This window comes from Luteimonas sp. J29 (assembly GCF_000472505.1).
Classification (GTDB): Bacteria; Pseudomonadota; Gammaproteobacteria; order Xanthomonadales; family Xanthomonadaceae; genus Luteimonas.
The window spans coordinates 388,980-408,615 of sequence record NZ_AWZR01000001.1; the positions used below are offsets into that span (position 1 = coordinate 388,980).

At 71.3% G+C, this 19,636-nt stretch carries 21 protein-coding genes; 17 read left to right on the forward strand and 4 right to left on the reverse strand.

Annotated elements, in window-relative coordinates:
- Window positions 1-20: 20 nt before the first annotated feature.
- From LUTJ29_RS0101590 to LUTJ29_RS0101600, 3 genes are all read left to right on the forward strand, one after another.
- A complete protein-coding gene (locus LUTJ29_RS0101590) occupies window positions 21-1,016 on the forward strand; it encodes a methyltransferase (RefSeq protein WP_232221130.1) in 996 nt (331 codons plus the stop codon).
- 88 nt (window positions 1,017-1,104) lie between these two features.
- Complete coding sequence (locus tag LUTJ29_RS0101595; RefSeq protein WP_027071011.1) at window positions 1,105-1,815, forward strand: 16S rRNA pseudouridine(516) synthase; 711 nt, start codon at window positions 1,105-1,107, stop codon at window positions 1,813-1,815.
- Window positions 1,812-2,522, forward strand: a complete 711-nt coding sequence (locus LUTJ29_RS0101600; protein WP_027071012.1) for an HAD family phosphatase — start codon at window positions 1,812-1,814, stop codon at window positions 2,520-2,522. Before LUTJ29_RS0101595 ends, LUTJ29_RS0101600 begins: the two co-directional genes overlap by 4 nt.
- A 45-nt stretch (window positions 2,523-2,567) precedes the next feature.
- On the opposite strand, the gene LUTJ29_RS0101605 is transcribed toward LUTJ29_RS0101600, so the two are convergent.
- Together LUTJ29_RS0101605 and LUTJ29_RS0101610 are read right to left on the reverse strand one after the other, a co-directional pair.
- Complete coding sequence (locus tag LUTJ29_RS0101605) at window positions 2,568-3,149, reverse strand: DUF1415 domain-containing protein (RefSeq protein ID WP_051322585.1); 582 nt, start codon at window positions 3,147-3,149, stop codon at window positions 2,568-2,570.
- Entirely contained in the window at window positions 3,142-3,624 is a 483-nt protein-coding gene (locus tag LUTJ29_RS0101610) for a YajQ family cyclic di-GMP-binding protein (protein WP_027071014.1), read from the reverse strand. The genes LUTJ29_RS0101605 and LUTJ29_RS0101610 overlap by 8 nt, the downstream gene beginning before the upstream one ends.
- A gap of 153 nt (window positions 3,625-3,777) precedes the next feature.
- Here LUTJ29_RS0101610 and LUTJ29_RS0101615 point away from each other — a divergent pair, with 153 nt between their 5' ends.
- From LUTJ29_RS0101615 to LUTJ29_RS15750, 3 genes are all read left to right on the forward strand, one after another.
- Entirely contained in the window at window positions 3,778-4,890 is a 1,113-nt protein-coding gene (locus LUTJ29_RS0101615) for a prephenate dehydrogenase (protein WP_027071015.1), read from the forward strand.
- Window positions 4,891-5,041: 151 nt separating this feature from the next.
- Entirely contained in the window at window positions 5,042-5,953 is a 912-nt protein-coding gene (locus LUTJ29_RS15745; RefSeq protein WP_051322586.1) for a DMT family transporter, read from the forward strand.
- An 8-nt stretch (window positions 5,954-5,961) separates the two neighbouring features.
- Window positions 5,962-6,534: a hypothetical protein gene (locus LUTJ29_RS15750; protein ID WP_051322587.1), complete on the forward strand. Its 573-nt coding sequence runs from the start codon at window positions 5,962-5,964 to the stop codon at window positions 6,532-6,534.
- 58 nt (window positions 6,535-6,592) lie between these two features.
- Here the strand turns inward: LUTJ29_RS15750 and LUTJ29_RS0101630 are convergent, their stop codons facing one another.
- Entirely contained in the window at window positions 6,593-7,222 is a 630-nt protein-coding gene (locus LUTJ29_RS0101630) for an OmpW family outer membrane protein (RefSeq protein WP_027071016.1), read from the reverse strand.
- Window positions 7,223-7,730: 508 nt separating this feature from the next.
- On the opposite strand from LUTJ29_RS0101630, the gene aceF reads away from it, so the two are divergent.
- The 11 genes from aceF (at window position 7,731) to LUTJ29_RS0101685 (ending at window position 19,019) form a co-directional block, all read left to right on the forward strand.
- A complete protein-coding gene (aceF, locus tag LUTJ29_RS0101635; protein ID WP_027071017.1) occupies window positions 7,731-9,107 on the forward strand; it encodes a dihydrolipoyllysine-residue acetyltransferase in 1,377 nt (458 codons plus the stop codon).
- Between the two features lie 89 nt (window positions 9,108-9,196).
- Complete coding sequence (gene lpdA / locus LUTJ29_RS0101640; protein WP_084524531.1) at window positions 9,197-11,326, forward strand: dihydrolipoyl dehydrogenase; 2,130 nt, start codon at window positions 9,197-9,199, stop codon at window positions 11,324-11,326.
- 266 nt (window positions 11,327-11,592) lie between these two features.
- Window positions 11,593-11,988: an ATP synthase subunit I gene (locus LUTJ29_RS15755; RefSeq protein ID WP_198012644.1), complete on the forward strand. Its 396-nt coding sequence runs from the start codon at window positions 11,593-11,595 to the stop codon at window positions 11,986-11,988.
- Window positions 11,985-12,857 (forward strand): F0F1 ATP synthase subunit A, encoded by an 873-nt coding sequence (gene atpB, locus LUTJ29_RS0101650; RefSeq protein ID WP_027071019.1) that lies wholly within the window; start codon window positions 11,985-11,987, stop codon window positions 12,855-12,857. Before LUTJ29_RS15755 ends, atpB begins: the two co-directional genes overlap by 4 nt.
- Window positions 12,858-12,925: 68 nt before the next feature.
- Window positions 12,926-13,204, forward strand: coding sequence for a F0F1 ATP synthase subunit C (atpE, locus tag LUTJ29_RS0101655; protein WP_027071020.1), 279 nt, complete (start codon window positions 12,926-12,928; stop codon window positions 13,202-13,204).
- Between the two features lie 89 nt (window positions 13,205-13,293).
- Window positions 13,294-13,779 carry a F0F1 ATP synthase subunit B gene (locus LUTJ29_RS0101660; RefSeq protein WP_027071021.1) on the forward strand — a complete coding sequence of 162 codons (486 nt, stop codon included), beginning with the start codon at window positions 13,294-13,296 and terminating at the stop codon, window positions 13,777-13,779.
- Between the two features lie 3 nt (window positions 13,780-13,782).
- Window positions 13,783-14,310, forward strand: a complete 528-nt coding sequence (locus LUTJ29_RS0101665) for a F0F1 ATP synthase subunit delta (protein WP_027071022.1) — start codon at window positions 13,783-13,785, stop codon at window positions 14,308-14,310.
- A gap of 142 nt (window positions 14,311-14,452) precedes the next feature.
- A complete protein-coding gene (gene atpA, locus LUTJ29_RS0101670) occupies window positions 14,453-16,018 on the forward strand; it encodes a F0F1 ATP synthase subunit alpha (RefSeq protein WP_043740029.1) in 1,566 nt (521 codons plus the stop codon).
- A gap of 122 nt (window positions 16,019-16,140) precedes the next feature.
- Complete coding sequence (gene atpG, locus LUTJ29_RS0101675) at window positions 16,141-17,001, forward strand: F0F1 ATP synthase subunit gamma (RefSeq protein ID WP_027071024.1); 861 nt, start codon at window positions 16,141-16,143, stop codon at window positions 16,999-17,001.
- Between the two features lie 106 nt (window positions 17,002-17,107).
- Entirely contained in the window at window positions 17,108-18,523 is a 1,416-nt protein-coding gene (gene atpD, locus LUTJ29_RS0101680) for a F0F1 ATP synthase subunit beta (RefSeq protein ID WP_027071025.1), read from the forward strand.
- A gap of 73 nt (window positions 18,524-18,596) precedes the next feature.
- Entirely contained in the window at window positions 18,597-19,019 is a 423-nt protein-coding gene (locus tag LUTJ29_RS0101685; RefSeq protein ID WP_027071026.1) for a F0F1 ATP synthase subunit epsilon, read from the forward strand.
- 94 nt (window positions 19,020-19,113) lie between these two features.
- Here the strand turns inward: LUTJ29_RS0101685 and LUTJ29_RS0101690 are convergent, their stop codons facing one another.
- Window positions 19,114-19,497 carry a GtrA family protein gene (locus LUTJ29_RS0101690; protein ID WP_027071027.1) on the reverse strand — a complete coding sequence of 128 codons (384 nt, stop codon included), beginning with the start codon at window positions 19,495-19,497 and terminating at the stop codon, window positions 19,114-19,116.
- Between the last annotated feature and the right edge of the window lie 139 nt (window positions 19,498-19,636).

Consider the following 19,636-nt stretch of genomic DNA (forward strand, 5'->3'; position numbering starts at 1 on the left):
ACCCGGCCCTCGACGCCCTAATGCAGCCCTTCGCCGACCGGCGCCTGGACTGGCCGGAGGCGGGCGCCCTGTTCCTGCGCGCGCGCGAGGGCGCGGCCCTGCATGCGTGGGCGCCACGCGACCGCGTGGTCTGCGAGCAGTCGTTCCGGCCCGCGTACGACGCCCTGCAGCGGGCGGGCTTCGAGGCGCGGGTCGAGGGGACGGACGCGTTCCCGCTGGTGCTGGTCCTGCCGCCGCGCCAGCGCGACGAGGCGCGGGCCCTGTTCGCCCGGGCGCTCGCCCGTACCGCGCCGGGCGGCCGGGTGGTGGCGGCCATGGCCAATGAAGCCGGGGCCCGTTCCGGGCAGGCCGACTTCGAGGCCCTGCTGGGGCCGGCGCAGTCGATGAGCAAGCACAGGTGCCGCGTGTTCTGGGCCGGCACGGGCCGGGCCGATGCCGCCCTCGCCGAGGCCTGGCGCGGGCTGGACGCGCCGCGGCCGATCCTGGAGGGCCGCTGCACCAGCCGCCCGGGCGTATTCGCCTGGGACCGGGTGGACCCGGCCTCGGCGCTGCTGGCCCGGCACCTGCCCGGCACCCTGTCGGGGCACGGCGCCGACCTGGGCGCCGGCTGGGGGTTCCTGTCCGACTGCGTGCTGGCCCGCTGCCCAGGGGTCGGGGCGCTGGACGTGGTGGAGGCCGAAGCGCGCGCGCTCGACTGCGCCCGCGCGAACCTCGCCGGGCACGCACCGCGGGTCGCGCTCGAGTTCTTCTGGCACGACGTCACCACCGGGCTGCCGCGCCGCTACGACTTCATCGTCACCAACCCGCCGTTCCATGCCCTGCGCGGCGAGCCGCGTCCCGACATCGGCTGCGCCTTCATCGCCGCGGCCGCCGCGGCGCTGCGTCCGGGGGGGCAGCTGTGGCTGGTGGCCAACCGCCAGCTGCCGTACGAGCAGGCGCTGGCGTCGGGGTTCGCGCAGGTGGACGAGGTGGCGCGCGCGGACGGTTACAAGGTGGTACGGGCGGTGAAGGGATGACCGGCATCCGCGCCACGGACGCATGTCCCCGGGGCGCTGCACGCGGGCGCCGGCCCGCGCCGCGCTTCCGCGCGCGGGGAGGCGGGCCATGAAGCTGCTCCGCCTGCTGGCCAACCTCGGCTATGGCAGCCGCCGCGAGGTGCTGGCGATGTTCCGCGAGGGCCGCGTCACCGACGCCGACGGCGAGGTGCTGTACGCCGACGACCGGGTCGAGCACGCGCGGGTACGCCTGGACGGCGAGCCGCTGGACCCGGCCCCGGGCATGGTGCTGATGCTGCACAAGCCGGTCGGGCACACCTGTTCGACGAAGGACGCCGGCCGCCTGGTCTACGACCTGCTGCCGCCGCGCTTCCGCCTGCGCAATCCGGTGCTGTCGACCGTCGGCCGCCTCGACCGCGACACCAGCGGCCTGCTGCTGATGACCGACGACGGCCAGCTGCTGCACCGGATCATCTCGCCCAGGTCCAACCTGCCCAAGACCTACGAGGCCGAACTGGCCGCGCCGCTGCGCGGCGACGAGGCGGCACTGTTCGCCAGCGGCACCCTGGTGCTCGAGTCCGAGGACACGCCGCTGCGGCCGGCCGTGCTCGAAGCGATCGCGCCCACCCGCGCGCGGCTGACCGTCACCGAGGGCCGCTACCACCAGGTGCGGCGGATGTTCGCCGCGGTCGGCAACCACGTGCAGGCGCTGCACCGCAGCCGCATCGGCGGCCTCGACCTGGGCGACCTCGCGCCGGGCCAGTGGCGGCTGCTCGAGGCCGGCGACCTTGCGCGCCTGTTCGGCGCGGAGCACGCATGAGCCGCGCCGCGCCGCTGCCGTTCGCGCCCGCGGCGGTGGTGTTCGACATGGACGGGCTGATGCTCGACAGCGAACGCGCGATCACCGACTGCATGGTCCGCGCCGCGCAAGAGGCGGGGCACGCACTGCCGCCGTCGCTGTGGCTGGAGCTGGTGGGCACGGCCGAGGACGCCTGCCGCGAGCGCCTGGCCGGCCTGCTCGGCGCGGACGCCGCCGACGCGCTGCTGGCGCGGGTGGACGTGCTGTACGACGCGGTGGTCGATGCCGGCGTGCCGCACCGGCCGGGCGTCGTGGCGCTGCTCGACTGGCTGGACCGGCACGGACTTGCGCGCGCGGTGGCGACCTCCACCCGGCGCCCGCTGGCGCTGCGTAAGCTGCGCCTGGCCGGGCTGCTCGAACGGTTCCACGCCGTGTGCACCAGCAGCGACGTGGCCCGGCCCAAGCCGGCCCCGGACGTGTACCTGCTCGCCGCGCGCCGGCTCGGGGTCGCGCCGGAGCGCTGCCTGGTGCTGGAGGATTCGCCCACCGGGGTGCGCGCGGCGCTCGCCGCGGGGATGCTGCCGGTGCAGGTGCCCGACCTGCTGGCGCCGGACGAGGAGGTGCGCGCGTTGGGGCACCGGATCGTCGCCTCGCTGGACGAGGTGCGGGGGTTGCTGGAGGCGGTGGTGGCGGAGCGCCGCGGCGACGGCGCGTGCGCCCGGGACTGAAGCGGTTCCTGCGCCAGGGCAGGCGGGTCGCGGCCGAAGCCGCTCCTACGGTCCGGACGCCGGTCCGGGGTCGTCGTCGGCGAGCAGGCGCCGCCAGCCGTCGAAGCCGAGGGCGCGCACCCGCTCGATGTTGCGCTGGACGATCGCGTCCGGGTCCGGGAACGCCTCCACCGCGCGCGCCACGCTGTCCTCGCGCAGCAGGTGCAGGATCGGCCACGGCGCGCGGTTGGTGAGGTTCTCCACGTCGTCCGGGCCGGAGTCGGCGAACTGGTAGTCGGGATGGAAGCTGGCGACCTGGAGCACGCCGTCGAGTTCCATCGCCTCGAGCAGCGCATCGGCCTCGTCGAGGAAGTCGTTGAAGGCGAGGAACTCGCCGAGCACCAGCGGGTGCACCAGCAGGGTGGTGTCGATGTCGCTGGCGGGCGTGTCGCGCAGCAGCGCCATCTCCTCGCCCAGCTGGGCGAGCAGGGCCTGCGGCGTGCTGGCATCGCTCACCACGATCCGCACCTGTCCCTTGGCATGCACGGCCTTGGCGAACGGGCACAGGTTGAGCCCGATCACGGCGCGTTCCAGCCAGCGCCGGACCCCGCGCTCGACCGCAGCCGGGTCGAAGGCGCCGTCAGTCACGGAAATTGTCGAACTGCAGCGGCAGGCCGAAGTCCTCGCCGCGCAGCAGCGCGATCGCGGCCTGCAGGTCGTCGCGCTTCTTGCCGGTCACGCGCAGCTTGTCGCCGTTGACCTGGCTGTCGATCCTGAGCCTGGATTCCTTGAGCTTGGCCTGGATCTTCTTCGCCAGCTCGCGGTCGATGCCCTGGCGCACCGTGACCTTCTGCCGCGCGCCGGAGACGTTGGTGTCGATGTCGCCTAATTCGAGGCAGCGTGCGTCGATCCTCCGCGCGATCAGGCGCGCGCGCAGGATGTCGGTCATCTGCTGCAGCTGGAACTCGCTGGGCGCGGACTGGGTGATGACCGCGTCCTCGCGCACGAACTTCGCGTCCACGCCCTTGAAGTCGAAGCGGTTGGACAGTTCGCGGTTGGCCTGGTCGACGGCGTTGATCAGCTCGTGGGTGTCGACTTCGGAGACGATATCGAAGGAGGGCATGGCGGCTCCGGTGGAGGATGCGTGCGCTGCGCGGATGCCTCGCGCCGCGGCCCGCACAGGGTACTCCATGGTTACCCACGCAACGGATGCGCGCGCCGCGACCAGCGCTTAACGTGTCGCCGCGCCGCTCCGGGCGCGCGGTTCCCCCGACGCGTGAAACCATCCCCTGTCATCGGCATCGTCGGCAGCGCCGGCACCTACGGACGCTGGCTGCGCGGCTTCTTCGCGCGGCACATGGGCCTGCGCGTGCTCGGCCACGATCCGGGCGATCCGGCCGCCGATCCGCCCGAGGCGCTGCTCGAGCAGGCCGACGTGCTGCTGTTCGCGACCCCGATCCGGGTCACCGCGGCGCTGATCGACGATTACGTGCGGATGGCGGCCGGCCGCGAGGCCGGGAAACTGTGGCTCGACGTGACCTCGATCAAGCAGGACGCGGTGGAGGCCATGCTGCGTTCGCGCGCCGAGGTCGTGGGCCTGCACCCGATGACCGCGCCGCCCAAGGCGCCGACCATGAAAGGCCGGGTGCTGGTGGTGTGCGAGGCGCGGCTCGACCGCTGGCGGCCGTGGCTGCGTTCGCTGCTCGACGCGCTGGAAGGCGAGTGCGTGTACGCCAGCGCGCAGCGCCACGACGAGATGATGGCCCTGGTCCAGGCGATGGTGCACGCCTCGCACCTGGCCCAGGCGGGGGTGCTGGAGGAGTACGCCGCGCGCCTGGGTGGCCTCGAAGCGATCATGCCGTTCCGCTCGGCCTCGTTCGAACTCGACGTCGCGATCGCCGCGCGCATCCTCTCGCTCAACCCCGCGATCTACGAGGAGATCCAGTTCGGCAACACGCATGCGGCCGAGGTGCTCGACCGGCTGCTGGAACGGCTGGCGGAGCTGCGCGACCTGGTGCGGCGCGGCGACGACGATGCCCGCGCCCGCTTCCGCGAGCGCTTCCTGCGCAGCCGCGAGGCCTTCGGCGCGCGTGCCCTGGCCGAGGGCAACTACGCCTACGAGCGGGTCGGCTACCTGCTCGCCGACCTGGTCGGCTCGCGCTATACCAGCGTGCACCTGCCCGACGACCGGCCCGGTTCGCTGTGCACGCTGCTGCACGTGTTCGAGCGCCACGGCGTGAGCCTGGAGTCGATCCACTCCTCGCGCACCCCGGGCGGCGAGGTGCACTTCCGGATCGGCTTCGTGCGCGGCACCGATCCGGCCGGCCTGGCCGCGGCGGTGGAGGAGATCGGGCGCAGCGGGATCGGCCGGGTGCTCGAGAGCGGCTGAGGGCGCCGCCGCCATGGCCGGCACGCGGTCCCGGAGCCCGGATGCGGCATCATGTCGGCCCGTGCCGAGGAGTCCCATGGCCCCCGCCCCCCGCCCCCCACGCCCGCGAGGCATGCGCGCCGGTGGCGCCGTTCCCGGGCGCGCGCCACGCATGAACGTGCAGTCCGAATACCGGCCGGGCGCGGCCGCGGCCTGGATGCTGGCGGCGGGGCTGCTGTTCGCGATGATGGACGCGGGCATGAAGTGGATCTCCAGCGACTATCCGCCGTTCCAGGTCGCGTTCCTGCGCAGCGCCGCGGCGCTGCCGCTGGTGCTGGCGTGGATCGTCCTGCGCGGCCGCGCCGGCACCCTGCTGCGCGTGCACTGGGGCCTGCACCTGCTGCGCGGCATGCTGGGCGTGGCGATGATGGTCGGCTTCGTGTACGGACTGGCGCGGATGCCGCTCTCGACCGCGTACGCGATCGTGTTCGTGGCGCCGCTGATGGTGACCGCGCTCGCGGTGCCGCTGCTCGGCGAGAAGGTCGGCCCGCGGCGCTGGGCCGCGATCGCGGCCGGGCTGCTGGGCGTGCTGGTGGTGCTGCGCCCCACCGGCGCCGGCGTGGCCACGCTCGCCGGGCTCGCCGTGGTGGGCGCGGCGCTGGCCTACGCCGTGGCCGCGATCACCGTGCGCAAGCTGGCGCTGCGCGACAGCCCGGAGGCGATGGTGTTCTGGTTCCTGGTGCTGCTGGGGCTGATGGCGGGCGCGGTCGCGGCGTTCGACTGGCGTCCGCTGCAGGCCGCGCACTGGCCCGCGGTGGCCGCGGTCGGGATCACCGGCGCGCTCGGGCAGGTCGCGCTGACCCATGCGTTCCGGCTCGGCCAGGCCAGCCAGATCGCGCCGCTGGAGTACGCGGCGCTGGTCTGGGTGGTGCTGCTCGACCTGGCGTTGTGGCGCGCGCTTCCCGACGCGATGACCTGGCTTGGTGCCGCGATCATCATCGCCAGCGGCCTGTACCTGATCCGCCGCGAGCGCATCGTCGCCGCCGAGTGCCAGGACGGCGTCGCGCGGACGCCGCCACCCTAGCCGCGCCGATGCCGCTGCTGCTGCTCCCGTTCGCGCTGTTGCTGCTGCTGGCCCTGGTGCTGGTGGCGCTTCCGCTGGGGCTCTGGCTGCGCCTTCGCAGCGGCCGCGCGCGGCGGCGCGCGCATCCGCTCGCGGTGACGGCCAACGTCGCGCTGCTGGCGGCCTCGGCGCTGCTGTTCGTCGCCGGCGCGCTGGTGGCGGGACTGTGGATCGACGGCGCGGCGCCGAACGCGGCGGCGGGGCTGCTGGCCGGGGGCGCGCTGGGCGCGGTCGGGCTGCGCCTGGCGCGGTTCGAAGCCGGCGGCGGCATGCTCCATTACACCGGCAACGCCTGGCTGGCGTCGGCGCTGGTGCTGCTGGTGGCGCTGCGGGTGGCGCTCGCGGCCTGGCAGGCGTGGCACCGCGCCGTCGAGGGCGTGCCGGCGCCGGTGCCGTGGCCATGGCTGGCCACGCCGGCGAGCCTGTGGGGATTCGGCGGCCTGCTGCTCGGCTATCCGCTGGCCTTCATGCTGGGCGTGCGACGCCGGTTGCGGAAGCTCGGGATGCTGCGGACGCGCGCCTTCGGAACACGCTGGCCCTGAAAGAAGACAGCGGACCCGGGGAGGGTCCGCTGCCGTCATGCGCGTCGATGGCGGAAGGTCAGAAGCGGGCGCCGATGCCGATGCCCACCATCCACGGGTTGAAGCGCACGTCGCGGGCGACGGTCTCGCCGGCCCTGCGCGCGTCGGCGTCGCCGTCGAGGTAGCGCGCGTCCGCACGTGCGAACCAGGTGGGGTTGATGTTCATGTCCACGCCGACCGTGCCGATCGCGCCCTTGGGCGAGGTCAGGCCGATGTGGGCGCCATCCGCGGTCGGGATGTCCTCGTGGCTGATGTTGGTCTGGTGGTAGCCCAGGCCGACGAACGGGCGGAAGGTCTGGTCTGCGTCGCCGAAGTGGTACTGGGCGCTGAGCGCGATCGGCTGCGACTCGACGGTACCGATCTTGCCGGCGTCGCTGCGGATGCGGTGGTCGAAGCGGTCCGCCGCGCCCCACAGTTCCACGCCGATGTTGTCGGTGGCGTGCCAGGTGGCGCTGAGCGTGGGCGCCACGCCGCCGTCGGCGTCGATGCGCGCGCCGGGCAGCGGATCGGAATCGGGTTGCAGGAGGGCGCCGCCGCCGACCACGGAGAAGCGCTTGCCCGAGGCGGTGCCGCCGTCCTGGGCGAATGCGGGAGCAGCCAGGAGCGTGGCGATGGCGGCCGACAGGCCGAGGGTACGCAAGGGATGCATGGGGGACTCCTCATTATTTCGTTGTGGATGGCGCCGTTGCCCCTGAGGTGGACACGGCGTCGCCCAACCTATGCGGGCGAGGATGAACCGATGCGTGCAGGCGTGACCGGCGCGTAGCCGCCATCCGGCTGGGGTTCATCAGCGTGACGCGGCGCTGAGCGGAGGACCCGGCGTCGACCTTCCGGCGCTTGCGTCCGGCGCTGGCTCGCGTCCCGCGGAGGCAGCGCCTTCACACCCGATACACCTGCGCATGGAATGCAGCGTTGCCGCGGACCGGGCGCGGCCGCGTCGTTGTCCCGGGGACAGGCGAACCCGGGCGTGCGTCGCGCGCACCGTTCGCACCCGCATGCGGATCTCCGCGTGCAAGCTTGCAGGCGCAACCAAGGCGCACCAGGCCGGAAGGCGCGGGGGGTTCGGGTCGACCGCGCACCGCAGGGCGTGCACCGGTTGGCGAAGACTCGGCCATCCGGACACAATAGGAATCCCCTTTGCCGCTGGAGAGGGCCGCATGGCCGAGCTCAAAGAGTCCCGCGTCCCCGATATCGGCGGGTACGAAGACGTCCCGGTGATCGAGGTACTGGTCGCGGTCGGCGACACGGTCGCGCAGGACCAGGGCCTGGTCACGCTCGAATCGGACAAGGCCACGATGGAAGTGCCCTCGGCCTTCGCGGGCGTGGTGAAGGAACTCAAGGTCAAGGTGGGCGACACCCTGTCCGAGGGCGCGGTGGTGGCGGTGATCGAAACCGCCGCCGGGTCCGGGGCCGCGGAGACGCCGGCGCCGGCGCCGGCGAAGGAAGCGCCCGCGCCGCAGCGGCCGAAGGAACCCGACCCGGTGGTCGAACCGGTCGCGACCGGCGGCCAGGCCGATCGCCTCGCCCAGGCCTCGATCGATGCGCAGGCCGGGAAGGCGGACTCGCCGGTGCAGCCGCCGGTGCGATTCGAGGCCGACGCACTGATCCCGGGCAAGGTGCCCTATGCCAGCCCCGCGGTGCGCCTGTTCGCGCGCGAGCTGGGCGTGGACCTGGGCCAGGTGACGGGCACCGCCAAGGGCGGCCGGATCACGAAGGAGGACGTGCAGAAGTACGTCAAGGGCGTGCTGGCGGGCGGCGCGACCGCCGCGCCGGGTGCCGCGGCCGCCGGCGGCGGACTCAACCTGCTGCCGTGGCCGCAGGTGGACTTCTCGAAGTTCGGCGAGGTCGAGGAGAAGCCGCTGTCCCGGATCAGGAAGATCTCCGGCGCCAACCTCGCCCGCAACTGGGCGATGATCCCGCACGTCACCCAGCACGACGAGGCCGACATCACCGACCTCGAGGCGCTGCGCGTGGCGCTGAACAAGGAGAACGAGAAGGCCGGCATCAAGCTGACCATGCTCGCGTTCCTGGTCAAGGCCTGCGTCAACGCGCTGAAGAAGTATCCCGAGTTCAACGCCTCGCTCGACCCGTCGGGCGAGACGCTCATCCTCAAGAAGTACTTCCACATCGGCTTCGCCGCGGACACGCCCAACGGCCTGGTGGTGCCGGTGATCCGCGACGCCGACCGCAAGGGCGTGGTCCAGATCGCGCAGGAAACCGCGGAGCTGGCGAAAAAGGCGCGCGAGGGCAAGCTCGGGCCGGCCGACATGTCCGGCGGCTGCTTCTCGATCAGTTCGCTGGGCGGCATCGGCGGCACCGCGTTCACGCCGATCGTCAACGCGCCGGAGGTGGCGATCCTCGGCGTGTCGAAGTCCTCGATGAAGCCGGTCTGGGACGGCAAGCAGTTCCAGCCGCGGCTGGTGCTGCCGCTGTCGCTGAGCTACGACCACCGCGTGATCGACGGCGCCGCCGCCGCGCGCTTCACCGCCTACCTGGCGCAGCTGCTGGCGGACATGCGCAGGGCGCTGCTGTAGCGCCGACGCGGCCGGCCGCCCCGGCGGCCGGCCTTCCCCACGCAGCGTGATGCGGCGGGCCGCGCCCCGCCCGACCCGAGGAACAGAGCATGGCGAACACGGTTGAAGTGAAGGTGCCCGACATCGGCGGCTACGAAGACGTGCCGGTGATCGAGGTGCTGGTCGCGGTCGGCGACACGGTGGCGAAGGACCAGGGCCTGGTCACGCTGGAGTCGGACAAGGCGACGATGGAAGTGCCCTCCTCGCACGCCGGCGTGGTGAAGGAGCTGAAGGTCGACGTCGGCGACACGGTGTCCGAGGGCAGCGTGGTCGTGGTGCTGGAGGCCGAAGGTGCCGGGTCGCCTTCCGCGCCCGCGGGACAGGCAGACGCGGGCGGTGCGTCCTCGCCCGGCGCGCCGCCCCAGCCCTCGCCCGCGGGCGGGGGAGGGGGCGGTTCCGCGAGTGGTGGCGTGGTCGAGGCGAAGGTGCCGGACATCGGCGGCTACAGCGACGTGCCGGTGATCGAGGTGCTGGTGGCCGCGGGCGACCGCGTCGCGAAGGACCAGGGCCTGGTCACGCTGGAATCGGACAAGGCCACGATGGAGGTGCCGTCCTCGCACGCCGGCGTGGTGAAGGAAGTGAAGGTCCAGGTCGGCGACACGCTGTCGGAAGGCTCGGTGGTGGCGCTGATCGAGGCCGAGGGCGCCGCGCCCGCGGGCCCGGTGCCGGCCAGCCAGAAGGTCGCTCCGGGCAGCAAGCCGCCGGTCACGCCCTCGCCGCGCGCGCCGGCGCCGCAGGCCGCGGCCGCCACCGGGCGCAAGGCCGACGTCGAATGCGCGATCGTGGTCCTCGGCGCGGGACCTGGCGGCTACACCGCGGCGTTCCGCGCCGCCGACCTGGGCCTGGATACGGTGCTCATCGAGCGCTATCCGAGCCTGGGCGGCGTGTGCCTCAACGTCGGCTGCATCCCGTCCAAGGCGCTGCTGCATGCGGCCGATGTGATCGAGCAGGCCACCCACGCCGGCGAGTTCGGCGTCGAGTTCGGCAAGCCGAAGATCAACATCGACACGCTGCGCGGCTACAAGGAGAAGGTCGTCGGCCAGCTCACGAAGGGCCTGGCCGGGATGGCGAAGCAGCGCAAGGTGCGGGTCCTGCAGGGCACCGGCAAGTTCGTCTCGGCCAATGAAATCGAGGTCACGGGCGACGACGGCAAGGTCCAGCTGCTGCGCTTCGGCCAGTGCATCATCGCCGCCGGGTCGCAGGCGCTGAAGCTGCCGGGCTTTCCCTGGGACGACCCGCGCATCATGGATTCGACCGATGCGCTGGACCTCGCCGACGTGCCTTCGAGGCTGCTGGTGGTCGGCGGCGGCATCATCGGCCTGGAGATGGCCACCGTGTACCGCGGCCTCGGCGCCGAGGTGACCGTGGTCGAACTGGCCGACCAGCTCATGCCCGGCGCAGACAAGGACCTGGTCAAGCCGCTGGCCGACCGGCTGAAGAAGCAGGGCATCTCCACGCACCTCAAGACGAAGGTGGTCGAGGCCAAGGCCGGCAAGAAGGGTATCGAGGTGGCCTTCGAGGGCGAGAACATCCCGGAGGGCAGGCTCTACGACCGCGTGCTGGTGGCGGTGGGCCGCGCCCCGAACGGAAAGAAGATCGACGCGGAGAAGGCCGGCGTGAGCGTCACCGAGCGCGGCTTCATCGAGGTCGACGCGCAGATGCGCACCAACGTGCCGCACATCTTCGCCATCGGCGACATCGTCGGCCAGCCGATGCTGGCGCACAAGGCGACCCACGAGGGCAAGCTGGCGGCGGAAGTCGCGGCCGGCCACAAGAAGGAGTGGGTGGCGCGCGTCATCCCGTCGGTGGCCTACACCGACCCCGAGATCGCCTGGGTCGGCGTCACCGAGGCCGAGGCGAAGGCCAAGGGGCTCAAGGTCGGCGTGGGCAAGTTCCCGTGGGCGGCCTCGGGCCGCGCGATCGGCCTGTCGCGGACGGAAGGCTTCACCAAGCTGGTGTTCGACGAGGCGACCCACCGGATCATCGGCGCCGGCATCGTCGGCGTGCACGCGGGCGAGCTGATCGCCGAGGCCGCGCTGGCGATCGAGATGGGCTGCGAGGTCGAGGACATCGGCCACACCATCCATCCGCACCCCACCCTGAGCGAGTCGGTGGCGATGGCGGCCGAGGTCTACGACGGCACCATCACCGACCTGTACCTGCCGAAGAAGAAGGGCTGAGCCCGAACGGCGCCCCGGGTGGGCGCCGCGCGTCGGCACCGGCCGGCGTCGCCAAGCGCGGCCCCCGGACAGGCGAAAGCCCCGGTTGCCCGGGGCTTCCTGGGTGGGCCGCGCGCCGGACCGACGAGGAAAGCGGGCGGGCCCATCCCTGCTGACCCCGCCCGCAGGGAAAGGTTCCCCGTTCCCGCGGCGGCGCCCGCGGCGGCTTGATGGTGCGGCGCACAACGTTGCTTTGGCAAAGCCCCGGCTGCTATAATTTTCAGGCTTTGCAGCAGCCCGAGCCAGGTGCACCCCGTCCCGATCCGGCCCGTCGCGCCGCCCTGCGGCTGCCGATGGCGCAGGGTGTGGCGGGACTTACCGGCGCGGGAGTGCTGGCGACGGTCGCCGGGGGAGAGCCCGCGGTGGCCTTCCTGGCGGGGGCGACGGTGGTGGCCGCGGCGTTCGCGGTCTTCGCCTGGCGCACCGCGGGACGTTCGCCGGTGGCTCCCGCAGGACGCATGTTCATGCGTCTGCTGGTGGGGACCGGGCTCAAATGGCTGGTGGTCGGCGCCGGACTCGTCCTGGCGATGAAGGGCGCCGGCCTGCCTGCGGGATTCGTGCTTGGAGGGGCCCTCACGGCCCTCCTGGTCTCCATGATTGGCTTGCCCTGGTTGCTTCGATGATCCGTGATCTCCTCCGCGCTGCGGGCTCCAGCCCCAGCGAATACGTCACCCATCACCTCAAGCACTGGCAAATCTCGATCGGTGACGGGGCCTTCTGGACCCTCAACGTCGACAGCCTGCTGGTGTCGGTCGTGGTCGGCGTCCTGACCATGGGGACCTTCTGGGTGGTGGCCCGTCGTGCGACCTCGGGCGTGCCGTCCAGGTTCCAGGCGTTCATCGAGATGGCGGTCGGCTTCATCGACACGCAGGTGAAGGACGTCTTCCACGGCAACCGCAGCTTCGTCGCGCCGGTGGCCCTGACCATCTTCATGTGGGTGTTCATGATGAACGCGCTGAAGATGGTGCCGGTCGACTTCTTCCCCGGCCTGGCGCACGCGGCCGGGCTGGAGTACTTCCGCGTCGTGCCGACGACCGACCTGAACATCACCTCGGCGATGGCGCTGGCGGTGCTGCTGCTGATGCTCGCGTTCGCGATCGGCGCCAAGGGCGTCGGCGGCTTCGGCAAGGAGCTGCTCACGGCGCCGTTCCACGGCAACGGCGTGATGAAGGTGGTGCTGGCGCCGGCCAACCTCGCCCTCAACATCATCGAGTACCTCTCCAAGCCGGTCAGCCTGGCGATGCGACTGTTCGGCAACATGTACGCCGGCGAGCTGGTGTTCCTGCTGATCGCGCTGCTCGGCGCGGCCGGCGGCAACCTGGTGATGGAGGCCGGCCTCGCGGCCAAGGCCGGGGGCGTGCTCGCCTTCATCGGCGCGGTGCTGGCCGGCGCCGCGTGGTCGATCTTCCACATCCTGGTGATCACCCTCCAGGCCTTCATCTTCATGATCCTGTCGGTCGTGTACTTCTCGATGTCCACCGAAGCGCACTGACGCGATCGCCCGGTTGCACCTTTCCACCCGTTTTCCCTTCACCCTGTAGATCCACCGAGGAACCCACCATGGAACTCACCGCTCTCATCGCCGCCGTCCAGGGCAACACCGCGCTCGCGATCGGCATCATCATCGGCCTCGGCGCGCTCGGCGCCTGCGTCGGCATCGGCATCATGGGCTCGAAGTTCCTCGAGAGCGCCGCGCGCCAGCCGGAGCTGGTGCCGATGCTGTCGGGCCGCATGTTCCTGCTGGCCGGCCTGATCGACGCCGCGTTCATCATCGGCCTGGCGATCGCGCTGTTCTTCGCGTTCGCCAACCCGCTGCTCAGCGCCCTGCAGGCGGCCTGACACGGGTCGCCGGCCGCGCGCCCGCCTGACGGCGCGCGGCCAGGGTCGGGCGCTCTCCCGCGCCCGTGCGCCAATCGCGGAGCATCACGATGCAATTCAACGCCACATTCCTGGGTCAAGGCCTCGCGTTCGCGATCCTGATCTGGTTCACCTGGAAGTTCATCTGGCCGCCGCTGATGAACGCGATCGAGGAGCGCCAGCAGAAGATCGCCGAGGGCCTGGCCGCGGCCGACAACGCGCAGAAGAACCTCGCCCAGGCCGAAGAGAAGGTCGCCGAGGAGCTCAAGGCGGCCCGCGCCAAGGCCAACGAGATCATCGAGCAGGCGCACCAGCGCGCGAACCAGATCATCGACGCCGCCAAGGCCGAGGCGATCGCCGAGGCGCAGCGCCAGAAGGCGCTGGTGGAGGCCGAGATCGAGGCGTCCGCCAACCGCGCCCGCGAGGACCTGCGCCGCCAGGTGTCGTCGCTGGCCGTGGCCGGCGCCGAGAAGCTGCTGCGCCGCGAGATCAACGCCGACGCGCACAAGGCGCTGCTCGACGAGCTCGCCTCGCAGCTGGCCGACAAGGCGGCCTGATCGATGAGCCAGGCACTGACCCTCGCAAGGCCCTACGCCCGCGCCGCGTTCATGATCGCGAAGGACGCCGGCGCGCTCGCGGAGTGGTCCAGCGCGCTCGACTTCGCGGCCCGCATCGCGGCCGACCCGCAGGCGTCGCAGGTGCTCGGCCATCCGGCCCTGACCCGCGAGCAGGCGGTCGCGCTGCTCGCGCCCGAGGCCGCGCCGGCTTCGTTCAACGACTTCCTCTCGCTGCTGGCCGACAACCGCCGGATCGGGCTGCTGCCCGAGATCGCCGGGCTGTACGCCGGGCTGCGCGCGGACGCCGAGCAGGTGGTCAAGGCCAGGGTCACGTCGGCGACGGCGCTGCCCGAGGCCGAGCTGGAGTCGATCAAGGCTGCGCTGCGCAAGCGCTTCGGCCGCGAGGTCGAACTCGAGACCTCGGTCGACGAGGCCCTGATCGGCGGCGCGGTCATCGCCGCCGGCGACGTGGTCATCGACGGCTCGCTGCGCGGCAAGCTGGCGAGGCTGCAGGCGGCGTTGGCGCAATGAAGCGTGAGCCGTGAGCAGGCGCTCGTGAACCGGGGAACGGCCTGACCGCCCGCCGGTCACGGACCCCGGACACGAAGCACCCATCACGACACAACCGAAATCCGAATGCCGCGCCCGCGGCATACGACCAGGAAACAAAGCAATGGCAACCACCACGCTCAACCCGTCCGAAATCAGCGAGCTGATCAAGACCCGCATCGAGAAGGTCAAGCTGTCCGCGGAGGCGCGCAACGAAGGCGTCGTCACCTCGGTGGCCGACGGCATCGTGCGCATCTACGGCCTCGCCGACGCGATGCAGGGCGAGATGATCGAGCTCCCGTCCGCGGGCGACGGCACCCCGACCTACGCCCTGGCGCTGAACCTGGAGCGCGACTCGGTCGGCGCCGTGGTGCTCGGCGACTACGAGCACCTGCGCGAGGGCGACACCGCCAGGACCACCGGCCAGATCCTGTCGGTGCCGACCGGTCCGGAGCTGCTCGGCCGCGTGGTGAACGCGCTGGGCGAGCCGATCGACGGCAAGGGCCCGATCAACGCCAGGACCTCGGCCCCGGTCGAGCGCGTGGCTCCGGGCGTGATCTGGCGCAAGTCGGTCGACCAGCCGGTGCAGACCGGCTACAAGTCGGTCGACGCGATGACCCCGATCGGCCGCGGCCAGCGCGAGCTGATCATCGGCGACCGCCAGACCGGCAAGACCGCGATGGCGATCGACACGGTGATCAACCAGAAGGGCACCGGCATCAAGTGCGTGTACGTGGCGATCGGCCAGAAGGCCTCGACCGTCGCCAACATCGTGCGCCGCCTCGAGGAGAACGGCGCGCTCGACCACACCATCGTGGTCGCCGCCACCGCCTCCGAGTCGGCCGCGATGCAGTACATCTCGGCGTACTCGGGCTGCACCATGGGCGAGTACTTCATGGACCGCGGCCAGGACGCGCTGATCGTCTACGACGACCTGTCCAAGCAGGCCGTGGCCTACCGCCAGATCTCGCTGCTGCTGCGCCGTCCGCCGGGCCGCGAGGCGTACCCGGGCGACGTGTTCTACCTGCACAGCCGTCTGCTCGAGCGCGCCGCGCGCGTTTCGGCCGAGTACGTCGAGAAGTTCACCAACGGCGAGGTCAAGGGCAAGACCGGTTCGCTGACCGCGCTGCCGATCATCGAGACCCAGGCCGGCGACGTGTCCGCGTTCGTGCCGACCAACGTGATCTCGATCACCGACGGCCAGATCTTCCTCGAGACCGACCTGTTCAACGCCGGCATCCGCCCGGCCGTGAACGCCGGCATCTCGGTGTCGCGCGTGGGTGGCGCGGCGCAGACCAAGATCATCAAGAAGCTGTCGGGCGGCATCCGCATCGCCCTGGCCCAGTACCGCGAGCTCGCGGCGTTCGCCCAGTTCGCCTCGGACCTGGACGAAGCGACCCGCAAGCAGCTCGAGCGCGGCCAGCGCGTCACCGAGCTGATGAAGCAGAAGCAGTACCAGCCGATGTCGATCGCCAACCAGGCGCTGTCGATCTACGCCGTCAACGAGGGCTACCTCGACGACGTGCCGGTGGGCAAGGTGCTGGCGTTCGAGGAGGCGCTGCACGCGCACTTCGCCAACACCCGCGGCGAGCTGATGGACCGCATCAACGCCAGCGGCGACTGGAACGACGAGATCGAGGCCGAGTACCGGGCCGGGATCGAGGAGTTCAAGAAGACCGGGTCCTACTGAGCCGCGCGGCCAGTGGGACCGGCCGCCGGAGACGGCGGCCGCAGGAAGTGACGGGTCCGGGCGCGGTTCATCGCGAACCACGAACGGCCAGGCAGGACAACACCGCGAGCGGAGCAAGCTAGATGGCTGGTGGACGGGAAATCAAGACCAAGATCAAGAGCGTGCAGAACACCCGCAAGGTGACGCGCGCGCTGGAGATGGTCTCCGCCTCGAAGATCCGCAAGGCGCAGGACCGGATGAAGGCCTCGCGCCCGTATGCGCGCGCGATGCGCCAGCTGATCGGCCACCTGGCCCAGGCCAACTCCGAGTTCAAGCATCCGTACCTGGTCGAGCGCGGCGAGATCAAGCGCGTCGGCTACATCATCGTCTCGTCCGACCGCGGCCTGGCCGGTGGCCTCAACAACAACCTGTTCCGCAAGTTGCTGGTCGAGATCCGCCAGTGGCAGGAGAAGGGCGTCGAGGTCGACGTGGTCACCATCGGCCAGAAGGCGACGGTGTTCTTCCGCCGCCTGAAGCTGCGCATGCTCGCCAGCGTCACCCACCTCGGCGACCAGCCGCAGGTGGACCAGCTGGTTGGCGTGATCAAGGTCATGCTCGACGAGTACAACGCCGGCGACGTGGACAAGGTGTTCCTGGTCTACAACGACTTCGTCAACACCATGACCCAGCGCGCGGCGTTCGACCAGCTGCTGCCGCTGCCGCCGTCCGAGGCGGTCGCCCAGCATGACTGGGACTACATCTACGAGCCCGACGCCGAGGTCGTGCTCAACCACGTGCTCACGCGCTACATCGAGTCGCTGGTGTACCAGGCGGTGATGGAGAACGTGGCGTCCGAGCACGCGGCGCGCATGGTGGCGATGAAGGCGGCCAGCGACAACGCGACCAAGCTCATCGACACCCTGAACCTGATCTACAACAAGGCCCGCCAGGCCGCCATCACCCAGGAGATCTCCGAGATCGTGGGCGGCGCCGCGGCGGTCTGAGCCCGGTCCCGCGGGCGCCGCGCCCGCGGGGCTTCCCCTCCGGGGGTTGCGGAAAGCCCCGGCGGTTTTCCGGAACATCCGGTTTTCGAATCAAGCGAGTAGTGACATGAACGCCACCGTTTCACAAGGCAAGATCGTCCAGATCATCGGCGCCGTGGTCGACGTCGAGTTCCCGCGCAACGAAGTGCCTAAGGTGTACGACGCGCTGAAGGTGCAGGGCACGGACATCACCCTGGAGGTGCAGCAGCAGCTCGGCGACGGCGTGGTGCGCGCGATCGCGCTCGGCTCCACCGACGGCCTGCGTCGCAACCTGGTCGCCGTGAACACCGGCCGGGCGATCTCGGTGCCGGTCGGCCCGGGCACCCTGGGCCGGATCATGGACGTGCTCGGCAACCCGATCGACGAGGCCGGTCCGGTGAAGTCCGAGACCACCTGGGAGATCCACCGCGCGGCGCCCTCCTACGAGGACCAGTCCTCGACCACGGAACTGCTCGAGACCGGCATCAAGGTCATCGACCTGATGTGCCCGTTCGCCAAGGGCGGCAAGGTCGGCCTGTTCGGCGGCGCCGGCGTGGGCAAGACCGTCAATATGATGGAACTGATCAACAACATCGCGACCGAGCACTCGGGCCTGTCGGTGTTCGCCGGCGTCGGCGAGCGCACCCGCGAGGGCAACGACTTCTACCACGAGATGCAGGAGTCGGGCGTCGTCAACACCGCCGAGCCGGAGAAGTCGAAGGTGGCGATGGTGTACGGCCAGATGAACGAGCCGCCGGGCAACCGCCTGCGCGTCGCGCTGACCGGCCTGACCATGGCCGAGTACTTCCGCGACGAGGGCCGCGACGTGCTGCTGTTCGTCGACAACATCTACCGCTACACCCTGGCCGGTACCGAGGTGTCCGCGCTGCTGGGCCGCATGCCGTCGGCGGTGGGCTACCAGCCGACCCTGGCCGAGGAAATGGGCGTGCTGCAGGAGCGCATCACCTCGACCAAGACCGGTTCGATCACCTCGATCCAGGCCGTGTACGTGCCCGCGGACGACCTGACCGACCCGTCGCCGGCGACCACCTTCGCCCACCTCGACGCCACCGTCGTGCTGTCGCGAAACATCGCCGCGCTGGGCATCTATCCGGCCGTGGACCCGCTGGACTCGACCTCGCGCCAGCTCGACCCGAACGTGATCGGACACGAGCACTACGACACCGCGCGCCGCGTCCAGGCCACGCTGCAGAAGTACAAGGAGCTCAAGGACATCATCGCGATCCTGGGCATGGACGAGCTGTCGGAGGACGACAAGCTGGCCGTGGCCCGCGCGCGCAAGATCGAGCGCTTCTTCTCGCAGCCGTTCCACGTCGCCGAGGTGTTCACCGGCTCGCCGGGCAAGTACGTCTCGCTCAAGGAGACCATCCGCGGCTTCAAGGGCATCGTCGACGGCGACTACGACCACCTGCCGGAGCAGGCGTTCTACATGGTCGGCACCATCGACGAGGCGGTGGAGAAGGCGAAGAAGATCGCGGCCTGAGGCCGCGGCCTTCCCGGGGCCGGGCGCTGCGACGCGGCCCCTCCCCGGACCCCACTGAACCAGCGAGGAAACCATGTCCACCATCCGTTGCGACATCGTCAGCGCCGAAGCCGAGATCTTCCAGGGCGAAGCGACCCTGGTCGTGGCCACGGGCGAGATGGGCGAGCTCGGCATCGCGCCGCGCCACGCGCCCCTGATCACCCGGCTCAAGCCCGGCAAGGTCGTGGTGACCCAGCCCGACGGCAGCGTGCTCGACTTCGCGATCGGCGGCGGCATCCTCGAGGTGCAGCCGCAGGTGGTGACGATCCTGGCCGACACCGCGATCCGCGCCGACGAGATCGACGAGGCCAAGGTGCGCGCGGCCAAGGAAGAGGCCGAGCGGGTGCTGGCCGGCCGCGGCGAGGCGATGGACGTCGCCGAGGCGCAGCAGAAGCTGGCCGAGGTCATGGCCCAGCTGTCGGCGCTCGAGCGCCTGCGCAAGAACCTCAAGCACTGAGGCACGGCGCCCGCGCCGCGTCCGTGGAAACGCCGGCCCCGCGCCGGCGTTTTCCGTTCCGGACCCGCGGGCCGGCGCGCAGTGGCCGGCAGGCTCAGCGCCGGTAGATCCAGTGCCGCGACAGCACGAAGCACACCAGCCCCAGCGCGATCTCGACCAGGGGCTTGGCCAGCCAGGCCCACCGCAGGCCGAGCACGTCGTCGACGGTGCCGATCGCGATCGTGCTCGCGATGGTCGTGCACAGCCACAGGAAGGCGAAGCGCTGGAACTGCACCCGGCCCATCGTGGTGTGTTCGCCGGCGAAGGTGAACTTGCCGTTGAGCCAGTAGCCGAGCATCGCGCCGCTGACCCGGCCGGTGATGTTGGCTGGCTGGATGAGCATCCCCAGGTGCGACAGCCAGACCGTGACGCCCCAGTCGAGCAGCCACTGCAGGCCGCCGATCAGGAGGTAATGGCTGCCCTGGCGGCGCAGGTTCACGGCCGGTCTCCGGTGCGTCGGCAGGACGGATGGGCGCGCATGGGGGAAAGCCTAGCGCCGCGCCGGTTAACGCCGCATGGGCGCCGGGACGCGTCGCGCGGCGTCCCCTTGCGGCTCCGGTTTCCGTGACCGCTTAGAA